This is a genomic window from Pseudomonas lundensis (assembly GCF_002269125.1).
Lineage (GTDB): Bacteria > Pseudomonadota > Gammaproteobacteria > Pseudomonadales > Pseudomonadaceae > Aquipseudomonas > Aquipseudomonas lundensis_A.
The window spans coordinates 80,194-100,735 of sequence record NZ_NQKI01000005.1; the positions used below are offsets into that span (position 1 = coordinate 80,194).

Annotated in this window: 17 protein-coding genes; 1 reads left to right on the forward strand and 16 read right to left on the reverse strand. The window is 59.9% G+C overall.

The features are described from left to right. Nucleotides 1-22: 22 nt before the first annotated feature. The 5 genes from CJF39_RS05110 to prfB form a co-directional block, all read right to left on the reverse strand. Complete coding sequence (locus CJF39_RS05110; protein ID WP_047295153.1) at nucleotides 23-1,300, reverse strand: flavohemoglobin expression-modulating QEGLA motif protein; 1,278 nt, start codon at nucleotides 1,298-1,300, stop codon at nucleotides 23-25. 23 nt (nucleotides 1,301-1,323) lie between these two features. Beyond that, nucleotides 1,324-1,872: a hypothetical protein gene (locus CJF39_RS05115; protein WP_094992454.1), complete on the reverse strand. Its 549-nt coding sequence runs from the start codon at nucleotides 1,870-1,872 to the stop codon at nucleotides 1,324-1,326. A 12-nt stretch (nucleotides 1,873-1,884) separates the two neighbouring features. Further along, nucleotides 1,885-2,601 carry a TetR/AcrR family transcriptional regulator gene (locus CJF39_RS05120; protein ID WP_094992455.1) on the reverse strand — a complete coding sequence of 239 codons (717 nt, stop codon included), beginning with the start codon at nucleotides 2,599-2,601 and terminating at the stop codon, nucleotides 1,885-1,887. A 150-nt stretch (nucleotides 2,602-2,751) separates the two neighbouring features. Then, nucleotides 2,752-4,254, reverse strand: a complete 1,503-nt coding sequence (gene lysS / locus CJF39_RS05125; RefSeq protein WP_047277273.1) for a lysine--tRNA ligase — start codon at nucleotides 4,252-4,254, stop codon at nucleotides 2,752-2,754. Nucleotides 4,255-4,368: 114 nt separating this feature from the next. Beyond that, a protein-coding gene (prfB, locus tag CJF39_RS05130; protein WP_097191388.1) for a peptide chain release factor 2 occupies nucleotides 4,369-5,464 on the reverse strand; the annotation gives its coding sequence in 2 pieces (ribosomal slippage) (nucleotides 4,369-5,391 and nucleotides 5,393-5,464; 1,095 coding nt in all). 328 nt (nucleotides 5,465-5,792) lie between these two features. On the opposite strand from prfB, the gene CJF39_RS05135 reads away from it, so the two are divergent. Then, a complete protein-coding gene (locus CJF39_RS05135; protein ID WP_170942643.1) occupies nucleotides 5,793-6,581 on the forward strand; it encodes a class I SAM-dependent methyltransferase in 789 nt (262 codons plus the stop codon). A 97-nt stretch (nucleotides 6,582-6,678) separates the two neighbouring features. Here CJF39_RS05135 and CJF39_RS05140 read toward each other — a convergent pair whose 3' ends face one another. The 11 genes from CJF39_RS05140 to recJ form a co-directional block, all read right to left on the reverse strand. Continuing rightward, nucleotides 6,679-7,680 carry a response regulator gene (locus tag CJF39_RS05140; protein ID WP_094992457.1) on the reverse strand — a complete coding sequence of 334 codons (1,002 nt, stop codon included), beginning with the start codon at nucleotides 7,678-7,680 and terminating at the stop codon, nucleotides 6,679-6,681. Nucleotides 7,681-7,732: 52 nt separating this feature from the next. Beyond that, nucleotides 7,733-8,746: a chemotaxis response regulator protein-glutamate methylesterase gene (locus CJF39_RS05145; RefSeq protein ID WP_094992458.1), complete on the reverse strand. Its 1,014-nt coding sequence runs from the start codon at nucleotides 8,744-8,746 to the stop codon at nucleotides 7,733-7,735. Next, nucleotides 8,743-11,046, reverse strand: a complete 2,304-nt coding sequence (locus CJF39_RS05150) for a hybrid sensor histidine kinase/response regulator (protein WP_094992459.1) — start codon at nucleotides 11,044-11,046, stop codon at nucleotides 8,743-8,745. The genes CJF39_RS05145 and CJF39_RS05150 overlap by 4 nt, the downstream gene beginning before the upstream one ends. Next, nucleotides 11,043-11,729: a chemotaxis protein CheW gene (locus tag CJF39_RS05155; protein WP_094992460.1), complete on the reverse strand. Its 687-nt coding sequence runs from the start codon at nucleotides 11,727-11,729 to the stop codon at nucleotides 11,043-11,045. Before CJF39_RS05155 ends, CJF39_RS05150 begins: the two co-directional genes overlap by 4 nt. Then, a complete protein-coding gene (locus tag CJF39_RS05160; protein WP_094992461.1) occupies nucleotides 11,726-13,000 on the reverse strand; it encodes a CheR family methyltransferase in 1,275 nt (424 codons plus the stop codon). The genes CJF39_RS05155 and CJF39_RS05160 overlap by 4 nt, the downstream gene beginning before the upstream one ends. Then, the gene (locus tag CJF39_RS05165) at nucleotides 12,997-13,515 is read right to left on the reverse strand and encodes a chemotaxis protein CheW (RefSeq protein WP_094992462.1); all 519 of its coding nucleotides are present in this window, start codon (nucleotides 13,513-13,515) and stop codon (nucleotides 12,997-12,999) included. The genes CJF39_RS05160 and CJF39_RS05165 overlap by 4 nt, the downstream gene beginning before the upstream one ends. Beyond that, nucleotides 13,515-15,137, reverse strand: a complete 1,623-nt coding sequence (locus CJF39_RS05170; protein ID WP_094992463.1) for a methyl-accepting chemotaxis protein — start codon at nucleotides 15,135-15,137, stop codon at nucleotides 13,515-13,517. The genes CJF39_RS05165 and CJF39_RS05170 overlap by 1 nt, the downstream gene beginning before the upstream one ends. A gap of 899 nt (nucleotides 15,138-16,036) precedes the next feature. Beyond that, nucleotides 16,037-16,306, reverse strand: a complete 270-nt coding sequence (locus CJF39_RS05175) for a short-chain dehydrogenase (protein ID WP_094992464.1) — start codon at nucleotides 16,304-16,306, stop codon at nucleotides 16,037-16,039. Between the two features lie 356 nt (nucleotides 16,307-16,662). Beyond that, a complete protein-coding gene (locus tag CJF39_RS05180) occupies nucleotides 16,663-17,379 on the reverse strand; it encodes a tellurite resistance TerB family protein (RefSeq protein ID WP_094992465.1) in 717 nt (238 codons plus the stop codon). A 179-nt stretch (nucleotides 17,380-17,558) separates the two neighbouring features. After that, nucleotides 17,559-18,665, reverse strand: a complete 1,107-nt coding sequence (locus CJF39_RS05185) for an NADH:flavin oxidoreductase/NADH oxidase (protein ID WP_094992466.1) — start codon at nucleotides 18,663-18,665, stop codon at nucleotides 17,559-17,561. Nucleotides 18,666-18,784: 119 nt separating this feature from the next. Further along, nucleotides 18,785-20,494, reverse strand: coding sequence for a single-stranded-DNA-specific exonuclease RecJ (recJ, locus tag CJF39_RS05190; RefSeq protein ID WP_094992467.1), 1,710 nt, complete (start codon nucleotides 20,492-20,494; stop codon nucleotides 18,785-18,787). Between the last annotated feature and the right edge of the window lie 48 nt (nucleotides 20,495-20,542).

A 20,542-nucleotide genomic window follows, 5' to 3' on the forward strand; every position in this document is an offset into this window, starting at 1 on the left:
GTTCGAGCGGCCTTGAACCCGCTTAGAGGATGTTGGAGTAATCCGCTTCGATCCGGTCCAGGCTCAAGTGGTTGAGGAAGTTGGAGAAGCACATCCAGGCCGCCAGTGCGTTCATGTCGCGGAACTGTTCCGGCAGGTACTTGGGCGCAACCACCAGGCCTTCGTCGACCAGTTGGCGCAGGGTCCGCATGTCTTCCAGCGTGGTTTTGCCACAAAACAGCAGCGGCACTTGTTCCAGCTTGCCTTTACGCACGGCCAGCTGAATGTAGTTGTAAACCATGATGAAGCCCTTGAGGTAGGACAAGTCTTTGGTAAATGGCAGGCCATTTGGCACCGAGCCACGGAAAACCCGACTCGCATTGCCGTAGCTTTCCGGCATTTCAAAGCCTTGCTCACGGAAGAATTCATACACCTGCATGAAGTCCGCGCCCTCCTCCACCATATGAATGGCGCGGGTGCGGTTGGTCAATTTGCGCAGGCGACTCGGGTAGGAAGCAAACGTGATGATCTCCATCAAAATGGCCAGGCCTTCCTGAGTGACCGTCGACGAGGGCGGACCTTTGGCGAGGAACGTACAGATCGGCTGGTTAAGGCCATTGAGCGTAGTGCCCACATGAACCAGCCCTTCGTGGACCTCAAGCGCACGCACGTCGCGGTGGTTGAACATCGCATCGGTGCGGATCTTGATGTAATCAGCACCCGCCGCCGCATCCGCGACAATGCCGTCAGACTCAAATACCCGGATGGTTTCTTCGGCCTCGCCAAATACCTTGTTCAGCCGCGTTTGCAACAGGTGCACGGCGTCTTTGGCAGTCAGGGTTTTAGCTTCGTCCTTGAGCGCACCGCGGTCGTCGATGTTGTCCAGGTAGTCAGACATCATCAACCCCAGGTCCGCCAGCGTCGGGTCGCCCGCATGAAACGCATCGGACGCAGCGCCATACAGCTCTTGCGAGATCAGCCCGAAATCTTCGGTGCCGCGCGCTTCGAGCATGCGCACCACCATGCGGTACTCCTTGCACATGCGGCGCATGATTTGCCCGACCGGGTTGAACTGGCCCAACTGGCGAGTGATATCACGTTCGATGTTCTGAAATTCGAGCTTCACGGCGCCCGAATCGAAAGACAACGGCCGCCCCAGGTAATAATCCCGATCAACCGCTGGCATTTGTTTGCCCTTGGCCTTGAGAAACCCCTGACGGATGCTGTCGTCCCACTTCACCGCATCCAACACGCGGATCGGGGTCTGAGCCAGCACGATGCGGTCTGACAATGTGCGAATCGTGCGTTGGTAATCGTCCACCCGGTGCTCCTTGAAAAAGGCGGTTACTTGGCCGCGCGCTGATAGCGGGCGGTTTCGACAAAGACGTCGGAGTTGGCCGGGTCATCCAGGTAAGCAAAGACTGTAGACGATGGACTGTCGATCTGAACGCCTGCGCCTTCGGGGGTTTCAACCGTGTCGCCGGCCAACGCCGACTGGCCGATGGCCTGACGGATTTGCTCAAGGTCCAGCTCGTAAATCACCAGCTCGCCCCCGTCGGTCAATTCAAACCCGTTCAGCGTGAAATTACCGCCCAGTTTGGCCGGTACGGCTGCCGAGGCGTACCAGCGGTTGCCGTGTTTGGCGACGATGAATCGGTAGCGTTGACGCGCCTTGGGTTCACCTTTGGGGTACACCTCGGCCTGATAGTGGGTTTTATCGATGGCACTGATGCTCAGGCGTCGCGCCTGCCCCCAGGCATCCTTGCTGGTCCATTTGCCGAGCAGTGCCTGAGGCGCCGTTTGCGCCTCCAGCGGCGCTTGCTTGAACGTCACCAGACAGCCGTTCAACAGTAAACACGCCACCGCCAACAGCATTACACGCCAACCTTTCATGCCTGCATCCTTCTATAGAGCGGCCAACACCAAGTGCATGTAGCGCGTAAGGATAGCGAGCCTTTGTGCATCGGCTGCTGGCTGCGCGCCATTAAGTAGGGCCTGATATTCCATCCGACCGATAATCGCCGTCAAGACATTGGCATCGTGCTGCGGCTGTTTGGAGCCCAGAACTTGAAAGATCTGACACGTACCCTGCAGAAAAATCTGCTCGTGGGCCCGCACCAGCACCGCCAGCCGGGGGTTAAGCAGGGCCGCCTGATGAAACGCCTGCTCGGCGCGCAACTGATCGCGTCGGGTCATCAACTGGTGCTCAACATAGTTCGCGGTCATGGCGGCAATCTCATCCGCCAGTTGCGAGCGCGACTGCGGACTGCCATCACCATACGCCACCAGTTCGCGCAGCTTGCCTTCGGTGCTTTGCCATAACTTGGCCATAAAGGCGGCACTGCGTTCGACATACTGCGCAAAGGTGTCGTTGATCAGGTCATCAATGTCCTTGAAGTAATACGTGGTAGCCGACAGTGGCACCCCGGCTTCGGCAGCGACCGCCCGGTGCCGGACGCCACGTGCACCGTCGCGCACCACGATACGCATGGCCGCATCCAGAATCAGTTGCCGACGCTGTTCACTGCCATGGCGACTGGCTTTGCGGCCCTGGTATTGAACACTCTCGGCCACCGCAGTGGCGACATCGACGGCACCCGTTTGAGCCTTGGCAAGGTTCACGAAGGTTTCCTTTGAAGAAGACGAAAAAAGCCTGAAAACCGCAGGCACCGGGTTTACCACAACGTTGGCGCCGCACGCCGTTTCACGGGGCATCCTTGTACGACAGGCAATAAAAAGCCGCCCTGAACGGCGGCTTCTTATTCAGCATCGTTACGCTTGCGGGCGCATGTGCGGGAACAGGATCACATCGCGGATCGACGGGGAGTTGGTCAGCAGCATCACCAGACGGTCGATGCCGATACCTTCACCTGCCGTTGGCGGCATGCCGTATTCCAGTGCACGCACGAAGTCGGCGTCGTAGTGCATGGCTTCGTCGTCACCGGCGTCTTTGTCGGCCACTTGTGCCATGAAGCGCTCTGCCTGGTCTTCCGCGTCGTTCAACTCGGAATAGGCGTTGGCGATTTCACGGCCACCGATGAACAACTCGAAACGGTCAGTCACGTTCGGGTTTTCATCGTTGCGACGGGCCAGCGGGGACACTTCGAACGGGTACTGCGTGATGAAGTGCGGCTGTTCCAGCTTGTGCTCGACCAGCTCTTCGAAAATCATCACCTGCAGCTTGCCCAGACCTTCAAAGCCCAACACCTTGGCGCCAGCCTTTTTAGCAATGGCACGGGCCTTGTCGATGTCGTTCAGGTCGTCAGCGGTCAACTCGGGGTTGTACTTGAGGATCGAGTCGAACACAGACAGACGCACAAACGGTTCACCGAAGTGGAACACTTTGTCGCCGTACGGCACATCGGTGCTGCCCAGAACCAGCTGCGCCAGCTCGCGGAACAGCTCTTCGGTCAGGTCCATGTTGTCTTCGTAGTCGGCATACGCCTGGTAGAACTCAAGCATGGTGAATTCTGGGTTGTGGCGCGTCGAAACCCCTTCGTTACGGAAGTTACGGTTGATTTCGAAGACTTTCTCGAAGCCGCCAACCACCAGACGCTTGAGGTACAACTCAGGCGCGATACGCAGGAACATTTCCATGTCCAGCGCGTTGTGGTGAGTTTCAAACGGCTTGGCTGCCGCACCGCCCGGAATGGTTTGCAACATTGGTGTTTCGACTTCAAGGAAGTCGCGCGCCATCAGGAAGTTGCGGATATGCGCGATGACTTGCGAACGCACACGGAAAGTGTGGCGCACGTCTTCGTTGACGATCAGGTCAACGTAACGCTGGCGATAACGTTGCTCGGTGTCGGTCAGGCCGTGGTGCTTGTCGGGCAGCGGACGCAAGGATTTGGTCAGCAGGCGCACGTGGGTCATTTCAACGTACAGGTCGCCTTTGCCGGAGCGGGCCAGGGTGCCTTCGGCGGCGATGATGTCGCCCAGGTCCCAGGTTTTGACTTCGGCCAGGGTTTCTTCCGGCAGGGTCTTGCGGTTGACATAGACCTGGATGCGACCGGTCATGTCCTGAATCACCATGAACGAACCACGGTTAAGCATGATGCGACCCGCAACCTTGACCGGGATGGCGGCTTCAGCCAGCTCTTCCTTGGTCGCTTCGGCGTACTTCTTCTGCAGGTCGGCGCAGTAGCTGTCACGACGGAAATCATTCGGGAAGGCATTGCCTTTGGCGCGCTCGGCAGCAAGTTTTTCCTTGCGCAGGGCGATCAGGGCGTTTTCTTCCTGTTGCAAATCTTGCGGGTCGAGTTGTTGGTCGCTCATGTTTTAAAAATTCCATCACAGGTTCGTTGCCCCCGCCTTGCGGCAGGGGGAAGCGGGCTTCGGCGCGCCGTCAAGGCATCGCGTCAGCTGCGCACTTTACGTTTGTTGCGCGACTTACAGCCCTTGTTTCAGGCTGGCCACCAGGTACTCGTCGATGTCGCCGTCGAGCACTTTGTCGCAATCGCTGCGCTCGATGTTGGTACGCAAATCCTTGATGCGCGAAGCGTCAAGTACATACGAGCGGATCTGGTGACCCCAGCCGATGTCGGACTTGGTGTCTTCCAGGGCCTGGGAAGCGGCGTTGCGCTTCTGGATTTCCTGCTCGTAGAGACGTGCCCGCAACATTTTCATCGCGGTGTCTTTGTTTGCGTGCTGGGAACGTTCGTTCTGGCAGCTCACCACGGTGTTGGTCGGAACGTGGGTAATACGCACGGCCGAGTCAGTGGTGTTTACGTGCTGACCACCCGCACCGGAGGAACGATAGGTGTCGATCCGCAGGTCCGAGGGGTTAATGTCGATTTCGATGTTGTCGTCGATTTCCGGCGAAACGAACACGGCCGAGAATGAGGTATGACGACGGTTGCCCGAGTCGTACGGGCTTTTGCGAACCAGACGATGGACGCCGATCTCGGTGCGCAACCAACCGAAGGCGTACTCGCCTTTGATGTGCACGGTCGCACCTTTGATCCCGGCCACTTCACCGGCGGACAATTCCATGATGGTGGCATCGAAGCCGCGCTTGTCGGCCCAACGCAAATACATCCGCAACAGGATATTGGCCCAGTCTTGCGCTTCGGTGCCACCAGAGCCTGCCTGAATGTCCAGGTAAGCGTTGTTGGCGTCCATCTCGCCACTGAACATGCGGCGGAATTCGAGTTTTTCAAGGGACTCGCGCAGGCGTTCGACTTCAGCCGACACGTCATCTACAGCGGCCTGGTCTTCTTCCTCGGCGGCCATCAGCAGCAGGTCCTTGGCATCCGCCAGGCCTGTGTGCATCTCGTCGAGGGTTTCTACAATTTGCGCCAGCAGGGAGCGCTCGCGCCCCAGTTCCTGGGCGTACGAAGGGTTGTTCCAGACACTCGGATCTTCAAGCTCGCGATTGACCTCGGTCAGACGCTCATGCTTTTGATCGTAGTCAAAGATACCCCCGAATGGTTTCGGAGCGCTCTGACAGGTCCTTGATGCTGTTAAGGATTGGGTTGATTTCCATGGCTGGCGGCACTCGTAGGCGATTTTTACAAAGCCAAAGAGTATACCGAAAATATACCGTTACAGCAGCCCGCCCAGCGGGGTAATGCAGGCCAATTGCCGCAGCCTGTCAGCGTTATCGGCCGTAGGTATACCCTTCGCCTTGCCAACCCTTCTCATGGCGCAACTTGGGAAAAATCTCCCAATTTAAAGGAAACGGACTACACGCCTGCGCATTGCACATCAAACCTGGCTCGCTATACCTAAAACAACAGCGCCACGAACACCCCCCTCGCCTGCGCCTTTGCACGCGCACGGGTTAACCCTGCGGACACACCAGGAGCATGACGATGAATAACCCGAGGCTTAGCCCGCACGGCTTTCAACGCAACTCACGGCATGTGAACAAACGCAACCTTGAACTGCTGCTGTCATTCGCCACCCCACAGGGCAATCTGCTGGACATCGGCTGCGGCACCGGCAACAGCCTGTTGTTTGTGGACGCCAACAATATCGAACATTACGTTGGCATCGATCACTCCAAAGACAAGATCGCCTACGCCAACCTGGTGCATGCCGCACCGAACGTGCGCTTCATCGTCAGCGACTTTCTGGACTGCAACCTTGAACGCCTGCCGGTCTTTGATGCGGTGGTGTGTGCCGGTTGCCTGCAAGGCTTCGTGCCCAACGAACAAGCCGTAATCGACAAGCTGTCGTCAGTGGTCAAACCGGGCGGTCAGGTGTTTTTATCCTGCGCGTTCGATTTCGATTACTTGCCCGATGAGCGCTTCATTCAGGAGCGGGCGCTGATGGAAATTCGCCATCAATACCCCTGTATCAGCGAACCCGTGGTGTTTGATGATTTCCGGCTCAGCCGCAGTGCCCTGCTGGACACACTGAACGACTTTGAAATCATCCGCTCACAGCGCATTGAAGAAACCGTTGAATTCGAAAACCTCAACGATTTCAGGGACTGGCATTGGGGGGCGAGCGCGAAGGTGCGCAACCAGTTTGACGAAACTATCCGTGAGCAGGCCATCACTGACTATTACCAGACGCTTTATACCCACTATTGCGCGGGGCGCTATAAAACGGCGTATTCCTCAGGCCTGATGTTGCTCAGAAAAAGACGCGCGTGAAGGCTTTCAAACGGTATCGCCGCAAGCGAAGTAACAGGCTGCGACAAGCGCCGCACCTGGCTTTTCAAGTCGCGGCGACAGGCACCGGCGGCGTCGGTTACTCGATGCCGACCTGATTACGGCCATTGTTTTTAGCCAGATAAAGGCCTTTGTCGGCCGCCGAAATCAACTCTCGGCAGTTGCCGCTGTGCTGCGGGGTCATGGTGGCCAGACCGATGCTGATGGTCAGGCTGCTGCCGTCGGCCGGAGCAATGTGCGGGATTTTGAGCGCCGCCACAGCCTGACGCAGCTTTTCAGCCACCAGCCGTGCACCGCCTTGAGAGGTGTTGGGCAATACAATCGCAAACTCCTCCCCCCCGTAACGCGCCGGCAAGTCCGAAGGCCGGCAGCTGGCATCACGGATCGACGCGGCCACTTTGCGTAGGGCTTCGTCGCCGTCCAGATGACCAAAGGTGTCGTTGTAGGACTTGAAGTAATCCACGTCGATCATCAGCAATGACAACTGGGTTTGCTCACGCAGGGCCCGGCGCCATTCCAGTTCCAGGTATTCATCGAAGTGGCGGCGATTGGACAGTCCGGTCAAGCCGTCTGAATTCATCAGGCGCTGCAACACCAGATTGGTGTCCAACAGTTGCTGCTGGCTGACCCGCAGTGCGCGGTAGGCAGCATCGCGTTGTAACAGCGTCATGTAGGAGCGCGAGTGATAGCGAATGCGGGCCACCAGCTCAATGTTGTCCGGCAGTTTCACCAGGTAGTCGTTGGCGCCCGCTGCAAAGGCTGCACTCTTGATCAGCGGGTCTTCCTTGGTCGACAACACGATGATCGGGATATCTTTGGTGGCCGGGTGGTTGCGGTATTCGCGCACCAGCGTCAAACCATCGAGCCCAGGCATGACCAGGTCTTGCAAAATCACCGTCGGTTTGATGCGAATGGCCTGGGCAATGGCATCGTGCGGGTCGGCGCAAAAGTGAAAGTCGATGTTCTGCTCAAGGGCCAGGCCCCGGCGCACGGCTTCGCCGATCATCGCCTGATCGTCCACCAGCAATACCATGGCGGCGTTTTCGTCAGTTTTGACGTCGTCCATCTGCAAGTCATTCATGCGCGTTCACCTGAATTACCACCTTCAAGCCAGTCCTGCCGGGTTGTGTCAGTCATGTATGAAAGATCTCCAGCAAGCGTGGCGCAATCGTGTCCAAGGGTCGAATTTCAACAGCCGCATCAATCGCCGCTGCCGCTTTGGGCATGCCGTATACCGAACTGCTTTGCTGGTCCTGGGCGATGGTCAAAAACCCTTGCTGGCGCATGAGTTTAAGCCCCTGCGCGCCATCGCGACCCATGCCGGTCAACAATACGCCCACGGCCTCACCGTCCCAGTACCGGGCCACACTCTCGAAAAACACATCAATCGAGGGCCGATAAATTTCGTTCACCGGCTCGGCGGTGTAAGCCAGCGTGCCGTTTTTTAACAGGCGGATATGGTGATTGGTCCCGGCCAACAACACCGTGCCGGCTTGCGGCGTTTCGCCATCACGGGCCAGCCGGACATTCACCCCGCACGAGCTGCTCAGCCATTCGGCCATACCGGCGGCGAACACCTGATCCACATGTTGCACCAGCACAATCGCCGCCTGAAACGTCCGCGGCAGGCCTTTGAGCAGGGTTTCCAGCGCTGCGGGGCCGCCCGCCGACGATCCGATGGCCACCAACCTGCGCTGCTCCAGTGATTTGCGCGGCGGAGCCTCGACGGCATGCACCCGCTTAGGGGGCTGCTGGCCCATCAACCAGCCAATGTTAATGATCTTGCGCAACAACGGCGCCGCAGCTTCTTTAGCATCGCCTGCGCCCAATGCCGGGGTATCGACAACGTCCAGCGCGCCGAAACCCATGGCTTCAAACACGCGGTGCACATTCTGCTGCCGGTCAACGGTGACGATCACAATCGCACACGGGCTTTGCGCCATGATCTGGCGCGTGGCCTCCACGCCATCCATGACCGGCATAATCAGGTCCATCAAAATCAAATCGGGCGTGTCCTCGGCACACAGGCGCACCGCTTCTTCGCCGTTACACGCCACCCACACCAAATGATGCTTGGGCTCGAATGCCAACGCCCGGCGCAAGGCCTCTACCGCAAGGGGCATGTCGTTGACGATGGCAATTCTCATGTCTGGGCTCCTCCAATGAGCTCAACCACTGCATCAAGCAGCGCATCGTCATGGAAACTGGCTTTCGCTAAATAGTAGTCGGCTCCTGCATCCAGGCCGCGCCGACGGTCTTCTTCACGGTCTTTATAAGACACGACCATCACCGGCATCGATTGCAGGCGGTTGTCGCGACGCAACAGGGTGACCAGCTCGATGCCGTCCATGCGCGGCATGTCGATATCGGTAATCAACAAATCGAAATGCTCGGCACGCAGCGCGTTCCAACCATCCATACCGTCCACCGCGACCGCCACGTCGTAACCGCGATTGAGCAACAGCTTGCGCTGCAGTTCGCGCACAGTGAGCGAGTCGTCGACCACCAGAATGCGCTTGCGCGCCACCTCGGCGGTGTGCCGGTTGCGCCGGTCAATGCGTTCCAGACGCCCAGTGTTAAGGAGTTTATCGACCGAGCGCAGCATGTCTTCAACGTCCACAATCAGCACCGGCGAGCCATCGTCGAGCAGTGCACCTGCCGAAATGTCCTGCACCTTGCCCAAGCGCGGGTCCAGGGGCAATACCACTAAAGTGCGCTCCCCGATGAACCGTTCGACCGCCACGCCGTAGACCACCTCGCGCTCACGAATGACCACCACCTTCAGGGTCTCGTCATCATTCTGGCCGGCAGGACGCTGTAGCAACTGGCTGGCGGCAACCAGCCCCACGTGCTGCCCTTCGTGCCAGAAGTGCTGGCGGCCTTCGACCTGCACGATGTCCTCAGGCGCAAGGTCGCGCATGCGTTCGATGTGCGCCAGCGGAAAGGCATACGCTTCGTCGCCCACTTCAACGACCAGGCTGCGCACCACCGACAGGGTGAGCGGTACTTCAAGATGGAAACGACTGCCCTGCCCGCTGACCTGCTCCAGCACAATCGACCCACGCAGCAGGCGCACCATGTGCTGCACTGCATCCAGCCCGACGCCACGCCCCGACACTTCAGTCACGGTGTCGCGCAGGCTGAACCCCGGCAGGAATAAAAACGTCAGCAGTTCTTCTTCACTCAACTGCGCGGCCGTGGCCTCGGTGGACAACTGGCGCTGCACGATGGAGCGGCGCAAGCGCTCAAGGTCGACGCCGCCGCCGTCATCGCTCAACTCCAGCACCAGCAGCCCGGCCTGATGCGAGGCACGCAAGCGAATCTCTCCTTCGGCCGGTTTTCCGGCGAGCAACCGCTGCTCGGGGGATTCAATGCCGTGGTCCACCGCGTTGCGCAGCAGGTGCATCAGGGGCGCTTCGAGCTTTTCCAGCACGTCACGGTCCACCTGGGTTTTCTCGCCTTCAATTTCCAGGCGGATCTGTTTGCCCAAGCTGCGCCCCAAATCACGCACCATGCGCTCTTGCCCGGCCAGCACATCGGCGAACGGGCGCATGCGGCAGGCCAGCGCCGTGTCATACAGCAACTGCGCACGTTGACTGGCGTGCCAGCCAAACTCGTCCAGTTGTGCGGTCTGCTCAGTGAGCACGTGCTGCGACTCGGCCAATAAGCGCCGGGCTTCGCTCAGCGCCTCTTCGGCCTCAGGCGTAAGGTTGAGCACCTTGAGCTGATCGCCCAAATGGTCCAGCGCCCGCAAACTGGTGGTTTGCATGCGCTTAAGGCGTTGCATCGTCGCCAGATAAGGCTTGAGCCGCTGGGTTTCCACCAGCGACTTGCTCGACAGGTCAAGCAAGCTGTTAAGGCGCTCGGCCGTGACGCGCAACACCCGCTCACCGCCTTCGGTCAATCGCTGCGGGCGGCGCGCCGGTTCTGCCGCAGGCGCAAGCTCGGGCAGCGGCGCCAGCTCGACCGGCGCAGGCGCCTCAGACACCACAGGTTCGGGCGCAAGCAACAAGTGCGACACATCAAAGGGCGGTGGCGCCACGCGCGCCGCAGGCGCTGAAGGCTCGACCAGCCGGTTCATCAAGGCTACATACGCCTCAATGTCAACCGACGTGACCGTATTGCCCGGCGTTGCAATGCGCATTAACAAATCCGTGCCCTGCAACAAGGCATCAATGTGCTCGGGTTGCAGGTACAAGCGCCCTTCCTGCGCACTGACGAGGCAATCTTCCATGACATGGGAAACGCTGACCCCGGCCTCCACACCGACAATCCGCGCTGCACCCTTGAGCGAGTGAGCCGCGCGCATGCAGGCTTCCAGCTGATCGGCCTGGGTCGGGTTACGCTCCAGCGCCAACAAACCGGCATTGAGCACTTGGGTCTGGGCTTCGGCCTCCAGACTGAACAACTCCAGCAACGAGGCGTCGCGCATTTGCTCGGGGGTCATGTGAGGCTCCGGGTAATCGCACCGAGCAACTGCTCTTCATCCAGCCAGCGCAGGCTGCGGGTTTTCCATTGCAAGACACCACGGGTGTAAATGGCGCTGGCGTGATCGCCCGACAGCGACGCAGCAGTGAGCACGCGTTCTTCAATCGTGTGAATGCCATCGACCTCGTCCACCGGCACCACCACCGGCCCGCCGGGTGCAGCCACAATCAGCATGCGAGGCATCACCCGCTGCGCGGTCGTCACACTCACTGTCGGGTCCAGCCCCAGCAACTCCACCAGCGACAGACAAGGCACCAGCGCGCCGCGCACATTGGCCACGCCCATCAGGGCACGGGAGCGTTGATGCGGCAGCGAATGAATCGACTGCAAAGGCGCAACTTCATCCAGGCAGCGGGTCGCCAGCCCCAACCACTCGCCGCCCATGCGAAACACCACCAGCGAGCGGGTCGCATGGGCGTGTTCCAACGCCTGTGGCGCGGCAAATTCCTGCTCGTCCTGAACAAAGGCATAACGATCGAGCAAGCGCGTGGCGGCCGCCGCATACACGGCACAATTACGGCAATGAATGTGTTGGGGCAGCAACGGGCAGGATTTATCGCCGTACACGCCAATGCGGTTCCAACAATCATCAATCGTCTGGGCTTCGGTATGGATCAAACTTTGGGCGGACAGACCGTTCATGATTTGCGCTCACTGTGAAGGGCACGCTCGTTACGCGCAGCCCGGGCCTGCAAACGCTGGGCGCCGGCCACATCGCCCTGCGAGGCCAGCAACGCCGCCAAATGCGCCAGCGCCTCTGCATGTTGGGGTTCCAGGTACAACGCCTTGCGATAAAACCCTTGGGCCTGCGCGGTTTGACCTTCGACATCGCTGAGCAGGCCCAACCAGTAAAACACCTGGGCTTGCGGGCCATGCTGGTGCAATGCCTGTTCGCACAAGGCGCGGGCTTCGCGGCTTTTGCCTTCATTGGCCAACCGCGCAATGGTCTCCAGCACGCCGTCAGCCTCCTGCACGGACGCATGCGCTGCCTGAATGGGCGGCGGTTGCGGGGTGAGCGGGCGCGCCGCAAATGGACGACTGACCGCCACCACGGGCAGCGGCAAGGGCCGAACCTGCGGTGTGCGTTCGACTTGGGTTGGCAACACGGCGGGCAGCGCTTGGCTGTGACAAAAGGCAAAAGATTGCGCAGCGCTGATCGAACGCATGCCCAGGCCGTGCAGCAAACTGCCCTCGGCCGGGCCGATAAACAGCACCCCGTCCAGACGCGTCATGCGCGTGAGGGCGTCCAGTGCCTGCTGTTGGGTGTTGAGGTCGAAATAAATCAACAAATTGCGGCAAAACACAAAGTCATAGGGCGGTTGACTCGCCGTCAGGGCCGGGTCCAGCACATTACCGACCTGAAAGTGGATCTGATTACGCACCCGCGCCGACACGTGATACCCATCCGCCTCGAGGGAAAAATGCCGCTCGCGAAAACTGATGTCCTGGCCGCGAAACGAATTCTTGCCATACACCGCACGCTGGGCGCGTTGAATCGAAAGCGGGCTGATGTCCAGCGCATCGACCTTGAACTGATGCGCGGCAAACCCGGCGTCAAACATTGCCATCGCAATCGAATACGGCTCCTCGCCAGTGGAGCACGGCAGGCTCAACAGACGCAGCACCCGTGGACGCGTTTGCGCTGCCAGCCGCTCACGGGCCAGGCGCCCCAGCGTAGAAAAGGATTCGGGGTAACGAAAAAACCAGGTCTCGGGCACGATCACAGACTCAATCAGCGCTTGCTGCTCGTCGGCCGAGGCATTGAGCCGCTGCCAATACTGATCGTGATCCTGCATGTTGAGCGCGGTGCAACGCTGGCGCACGGCCCGTTCAATAATCGCCGGGCCCACGGATGCCACATCAAGCCCGATGCGCCGTTTGAGGAAATCAAAAAACCGTTGATCGGCACTCATGGGCGGGCCTGCCGGGTCGCGTCGAGGCTCTGCTCGGGGAACAACAACAACCCGCGCACGGCAGGCGTCAGCAACTCATCCACGCGAATCCACTGCAACAGGCCGTCCTTGTCTTTGCGCACCGGTCCCAAATACGGCGCCTCGCGGTTATCCAACCCGTACGGCTGAAAGTCCGCCGGGTCACAGCGCAGGGTTTCACTGGCCTGTTCCAGCACCAGCCCCAGCAAGTGACCGTGATGGCGCACCAACACCAACCGCGTGCTGGTGCGGGCCACGGCGGGTTGGCCGAACGTCATGGCACTGACATCAATCACCGGCACCATGTGCCCGCGATGAGCAAACACCCCGGCCACCCACGCGGGGGCGTGGGCAATGGGCTTGAGCGGTAAACGCGGCAACACCTCCACCACGTCAACCGCCTGCAGGGCATAGCGTTCAGTGCCGATAAAAAACACCAAAAACAGGCAATGCTTCGACGCCTTGACGGCTTCGCGCGGCGCGAGAGGAGCACTCATCAGACTTTGAAACGCGACACGCCGCTGCGCAGCCCGACCGCCACCTGACTCAACTCATCAATGGCAAAGCTGGCCTGACGCAGGGACTCAACCGTCTGGCTGCTGGCATCCCCCAATTGCACCAACGCGTGGTTAATTTGCTCGGCGCCGGTGGCCTGGGCCTGCATGCCTTCGTTGACCATCAACACCCGCGGCGCCAGCGCCTGAACCTGATGAATGATCTGCGACAACTGCTCGCCCACCTGCTGCACCTCCGACATGCCGCGGCGCACCTCTTCGGAGAACTTGTCCATGCCCATCACCCCGGCCGACACCGCCGACTGAATCTCGCGCACCATCTGCTCGATGTCATAGGTGGCCACGGCGGTCTGATCCGCCAGACGACGCACTTCCGTCGCGACCACGGCAAACCCGCGCCCGTACTCACCGGCCTTCTCGGCTTCAATCGCAGCGTTGAGTGACAGCAAGTTGGTCTGATCGGCCACCTTCACGATGGTCACCACCACCTGATTAATATTGCCGGCCTTCTCATTCAGAATCGCCAGCTTGGCGTTCACCAGATCGGCGGCGCCCATGACCGAATGCATGGTGTCTTCCATACGTGCCAGCCCTTGTTGGCCGGAACCGGCCAAAATCGACGCCTGATCCGCCGCCGACGTCACCTCAGTCATGGTGCGCACCAGATCCCGGGACGTGGCCGCGATTTCGCGGGACGTCGCGCCGATTTCCGTGGTAGTGGCGGCGGTTTCAGTGGCCGTGGCCTGTTGCTGCTTGGACGTGGCGGCAATCTCGGTCACCGACGTGGTGACCTGCACCGAAGAACGCTGCGCCTGCGACACCAGCGCCGTCAGCTCGGCCATCATGTCGTTGAAGCCCGTTTCGACGGCACCGAACTCGTCTTTACGCTCAAGGTTCAGGCGCTTGCTCAAATCCCCGGAACGCATGACTTCAAGGATCGACACAATGCGCTGCATCGGCGACATGATAGAACGCAATAACAGGAAGCCCAGCAGCCCCGCCGCCAGCACCGCAATCGCCAGCGAAATCAACATACTGGCCTTGGCCGTCAACACCGCAACGGAAATGTTGTTACTGGCCCGGATAGCGGCGTTCTGGTTTTCTTGAATCACCTTGTTGAGCTGCTGACGACCGGCACTCCAATTGGGGGTCAATTGTGCGTTCAACAGGCTGCGAGCCTGCGGCATGTCGTTCTTTTCAAACAGCCCGAGAACCGCGTCCAGCGACTGGTCGTACTTTTTATGAAGCGCGACAAAGTCTTCATACAGCGACTTGTCTGCGTCACCGCTGATGGTGGCGCTGTAACCGGCGAGTTCTTTTTCAAGACGGGTTTCGTAGGAGGTGTAGAGCTCTTTTTCGTCCTTGGTCAGGGGACGGCCCTCGCCTTCGTTCATCAGGTGCAGGGTTTGCACGTAACTGTCGACCCAGGCACTGCGGATCATGGAGCTGTGGTACAGGCCCGGGATCGAGTCGGTGCGGACTTTGTCTTCACTGGTTTCGATTTTGACCAAGCGTGAATACGCCGCGACGATCATCAACAGCATGATGGCAATGATTACGGCAAAGCTCGCCAAGATGCGTTGGCGTAACGTCCAGTTCTTCACAGTCGATCCTCGGGGTGCCGTTGAAATGTGGGGGAGTATAGCCGAGGGTTAGGGAGGATTCGTACGGGGTTTGAGACCGATCTCACATCGATTAGCTAAAAAACTTACTCGGTAATGCATCTGCTTTAGTGGCAAGACACACCGAGGTCTTTCTTGATCTTGATCTTGATCTTGATCTTGATCTTGATCTTGAAAAGTTTCCCTGCCGCCACACGATCGCACGCACACCGCAAAGGCCCCTCACAGCAGGCTGAACGCAGGTGCTGTTGCGGGGGTGGGTCGGCAGGAGCCGAGCCAGCCGTGCTGGGCCATGGATGGCCCGTCACGGCGTGCCCCCGCAACAGTGCCGGAGTGAAGGCACCGTCGAGCCTGAGCGAGGCGGCCGTATGGCAGGGCAAGGACCTTTTGCTTACTTTTGGGGCTGTTTGCCAAAAGTGAGCCGCCGTAAGGGCGGAACCCGTAGAAGGCCTTCACACATCCAACGGATATGTACACAGTTGCTTTAACAGGAACAGGGCGTACATATCCGGCATCAGCGCCTAACTGGATGATTGGTTTCGCTCTTACAGCGAGTCCCTTTTGTCAAACAGCCACAAAAGGAACCAAAAAGGCCTTGCCCTGCCATACGGCCGCCTCGCCTAGGCTCGCCGGTGCCCTCGCTCCGGCGATATAACGGGGGCACGCCGTGACGGGCCATCCATGGCCCAACACGGCTGTCTCGGCTTCCTGCCTCGTCACCCCCGTCATACCGCCTGCGCTCGGCCTTCTGTGAGGGGCCTTTGCGGTGTTCTCACGTTTGAGTGGCGGCAGTAAAAGACCTTCTGCGGTGTTCCCAGGGTTGAGTGGTAGCAGTAAAACGGGTTGGGAGATCGCGTTTAAAAAACGCCGTCTGGAAAGACTCAACTCGGCTGCAAGCGCCACCCCAACACGTTGAGCAAATCACACCCGTCACGCAACAACACTGCTGCGGTGGCTGCCAGATGCTTGAGGTCAACCGCATCCGCCTCCTGCACCTCGCGGCTGGAAAAGGTTTCCATCAATTGGGTAACCGCCAGCACACGGGCCGTGGCATTGGCATGCAACACATCAAGCGGGGCGTTTCGGTCAATCAATAAGGCGGGGATCGTGCAGTCGATGGCTGTTAGCGGGATATATGGGGAATGGCTCATGAGTGATTCCTTAAATTTCGTATTCAAGTCACCCTCTTCCGTCGCCAAACGAAAGCAGGTGGCCGCTGTACGCAGGTTGGCGAACCGGTAAATTTAAGAAAACCCGGCAGATCCGAAGATCTCCCACGCACAGCAGCCATATAGCATCGCGATGCAAAATACACGCTTTGCCAAAGACAACAACTGCCCTTCGAAAATTATCTGTCCAGATCGCCAAACCCGGTCGCCCCGAGGGGCGAGCGCAGACTATAGGCGTGACCGAACAACCTCATCAATCAGCAAACCTGTACGAAACCTCCCGCAATTACGTGCGTACAAATCGTAGTGCGACGTCACGCCCGTGCAGCACACGGCGGCTAGGCCGCCTGGTGAACCTGACTTTCCAGCTCAGCCTTGAGCCCCGGCTCCAGCTTGAGCTGTTTGGCCAGTTCGTCCAGGTAGGCACGCTCCATGAAGTGTTCTTCGTCCACCAGCATCACGCTGGCGATGTACATTTCGGCCGCCATTTCCGGGGTGCTTGCCGCACGTGCCACTTCGGCCGGGTCCAGCGGTTTGTTCAGTTCGGCTTTTAACCAGTCCTGCAAACCCGAGTCGCCACTGATTTTGTGAAACTCGCCTTCGATCAATTCACGCTCACGGTCGTCGATGTGGCCATCGGCTTTGGCCGCCGCGACCAGCGCCTTGAGGATGGCCTGGCTGTGCTGTTCAACTTGCACGGGCGGGATGCGGTCGATGGTTTGCGGTTCGGTTTGCGGCGCGGTGCCTTGGCTGGCCTGCCAGTTGCCGTAGGCTTTGTAGGCTAATACGCCCAGCGCCGCCAAGCCGCCGTAGGTGATGGCTTTGCCGCCGATTTTGCGCGCGCTTTTGTTGCCCAGCAGCAGGCCCATGGCTCCAGCCGCCAAGGCGCCGCCGCCCGCCCCCGAAAGCAGGCTGCCTAGCCCGCCCGATCCACCGAGCAATCCGCCAAGTGCGCCTTTGTCGGCACCCGCGCCGGGTTTTGCAGCACCCGTTTTGTTTTGCAATAACTCTTGGCCAGACTTGAGTAACTGATCGAGCAATCCACGCGTATTCATACACAGCCTCTAGCAACAGGGTTGGGGGAGTCAGCAGGCCGACAGAGTAGTTCGCGGCCACGCAACGCAGTCAGTTGGTTTGCTTCCAGATGTTGCGCCAAGCTTGCCAAACCTACATTAATTGAACCTGAAGACGGCCCGGCACTACCCGCGCAGGCGCGGGGTGGGCCGGGCTGGGTTCATTCGCGCAGGTCTGATTCGTGAATGGGTTGATCGCGATGGGTGGCGCGCTGGTATTGCGCAGGCCAGGTCGCCTGTTTGCCGCCCAGGTCGTCATCGGCATGCAGCGGCCAGTAAGGGTCGCGCAGCAGTTCGCGGGCCAGCAGGATCAGGTCGGCCTGGCCGGTGCGCAGGATGTGTTCGGCCTGCGCTGGTTCGGTAATCATGCCGACCGTGCCGGTGGCGATGCCCGATTCTTTGCGGATGCTTTCGGCAAAGCGGGTCTGATAACCCGGCCCGACGGGGATTTCGGCGTTGGCCGATGTGCCCCCCGAAGACACGTCGATCAGGTCGACACCCAACGCTTTGAGCCGCCGCGCCAGTTCGACGGTTTCGTCGGGGTTCCAGCCGTCTTCTACCCAGTCGGTGGCCGATACCCTGACGAACAGGGGCAGTTCTTGCGGCCACACTTCACGCACCGCCTCGGTCACTTGCAGCACCAAACGAATGCGGTTTTCGAACGAACCGCCGTATTGATCGCGGCGCTGGTTGCTCAACGGCGAGAGAAATTGATGCAGCAAGTAGCCGTGAGCAGCGTGGACTTCAACCACCGAAAACCCGGCTTCAAGCGCGCGTTTGGCGGCGCCGGCAAAGGCCTGGATGACGTCCTGGATCTGGCTTTCGTCCAGTTGCGTGGGCACGGTGTGGCGTGGGTCAAAGGCGATGGGCGATGGCCCGACCGGCACCCAGCCGCCGTCTTCCACCTTGATGCTGCCTTGTTTGCCTAACCACGGCCGCCAGGTGCTGGCCTTACGCCCGGCGTGGGCCAACTGGATGCCAGCGACGGCGCCTTGGGCGCGAATAAAGCGGGTGATGCGTTGCAGCGGTTCGATCTGTTGGTCATTCCACAGGCCGAGGTCTTGCGGCGTGATGCGACCATCGGCCGTGACAGCGGTGGCTTCGGTGAAAATCAGCCCGGCACCGCCCACGGCGCGGCTGCCCAAGTGGACCAAGTGCCAGTCGTTGGCCAACCCGTCAACACTGGAGTACTGGCACATGGGCGACACCGCAATGCGGTTCAAGAAGGTCAGTTGGCGCAGGGAATAGGGTTCAAGCAGCAGGCTCATGGGTCACCTCTCATGTCAGTGGGCAAGCTCCAGACGGCTTGACGTCGGTTTGCCGACCAAGCTCTACCCAGAGATTAGTCGACAACACTGAAAGAGGTGGGGTTCAAATCCGCCGTGGCTCAGCGCGGCTCGATGTGGGCGATCATCAGCTGCACGGTCTCGTTGCCACGAAACTCATTGAGGTCGAGTTTGTAGGCCAGTTCAACCCAACGGATGGTCGGATTGGGCCACACCTCGCGGTCGATGCCGAACGCAATGCCGTCCAGTTTGACGCTGCCGCATTCGGTTTTGAGTACCACTTTAAGGTGCCGTTCACCGACGATGCGTTGCTCAACCAGCTGGAACACGCCGTGAAACAGCGGCTCGGGGAAGTGTTGCCCCCATGGGCCGGCATTGCGCAAGGCGCGGGCCAGCTCAAGGTGAAACTCTTCGACGGTCAGGCTGCCATCGGACAGCAGGCGCCCCATGAGGTCTTCTTCACGCAGTTGTCGCCGCACTTCTTCATCGAACGCCTGGCTGAACCGCTCAAAGTTCGCCACCGGCAAGGTCAATCCGGCGGCCATGGCGTGGCCGCCGTATTTGGCGATCAAGTCAGGGTGTTGCGCTGCAACCACGCTCAACGCGTCGCGGATGTGAAAGCCCGGCACAGAACGCCCCGACCCTTTGAGCAAGCCGTCACCCGCATCGGCAAACGCAAACGTGGGCCTGAAATAGCGCTCTTTGAGGCGCGACGCCAGAATCCCGATGACCCCTTGGTGCCAGTCCGGGTCGAACAGGCACAACCCGAACGGCATCGAGTCGACCGGTAATTCCTTGAGCTGGGCCAGCGCTTCGCGCTGCATGCCTTGCTCAATGGATTTGCGGTCCTGGTTCATGTCGTCCAGTTGGGCGGCCATGGCGCGCGCGGCGTTGGCGTCGTCGGTGAGCAGGCATTCGATGCCCAGGCTCATGTCGTCCAGGCGCCCCGCCGCGTTCAGCCGTGGGCCGATGATGAAGCCGAGGTCGGTGGAGGTGATGCGCGCAGGGTCGCGTTTAGCCACTTCCAGAATGGCCTTGAGCCCCGGCCGTGCGCGACCGGCGCGAATCCGTTCCAGGCCCTGATGCACCAGAATCCGGTTGTTGGCGTCCAGCGGCACCACGTCCGCCACACTGCCTAATGCCACCAGATCCAGCAGTTCAGCGATGTTCGGCGCCTTGCTGTGTTCGTATCGGCCCAAGCTGTTCAAACGCGCACGCAGCGCAATCAGCACATAGAAAATCACCCCCACCCCGGCCAATGCCTTGCTGGGAAACTCGCAGCCCGGCTGGTTAGGGTTGACGATGGCATCGGCGGCAGGCAATTCAGTGCCCGGTAAGTGGTGGTCGGTGACCAGCACCTTCAGACCGGCCTTTTTCGCCGCTGCGACCCCTTCTACGCTGGAAATGCCGTTGTCGACCGTGATGAGCAACTGCGGCTCGCGGGTCAGGGCAACTTCGACGATTTCCGGGGTCAGCCCGTAGCCGTACTCAAAGCGGTTGGGCACCAGGTAATCGACATGCGCGGCCCCCAGTAACCGCAGGCCCAGCATGCCGACGGTGCTGGCCGTCGCGCCATCGGCGTCGAAATCGCCGACGATCAGGATGCGCTGACGCTGGTCCAGCGCCTGCACCAGCAAATCCACGGCGGCATCAATGCCTTTGAGCTGCTGGTACGGAATCAACCGCGCCAGGCTCTTGTCCAGTTCAGCGGGCGACTGCACGCCACGGGCGGCGTACAACCGTGTCAGTAACGTCGGCATTTCGCCCAGAAAAGGCAGGGTTTCAGGCAATGGACGAGGTTCGATGCGCATAGGCGGGGGATGTGTCTCTGTGTCTGAAGGTTGAAAGATTCACGCAGG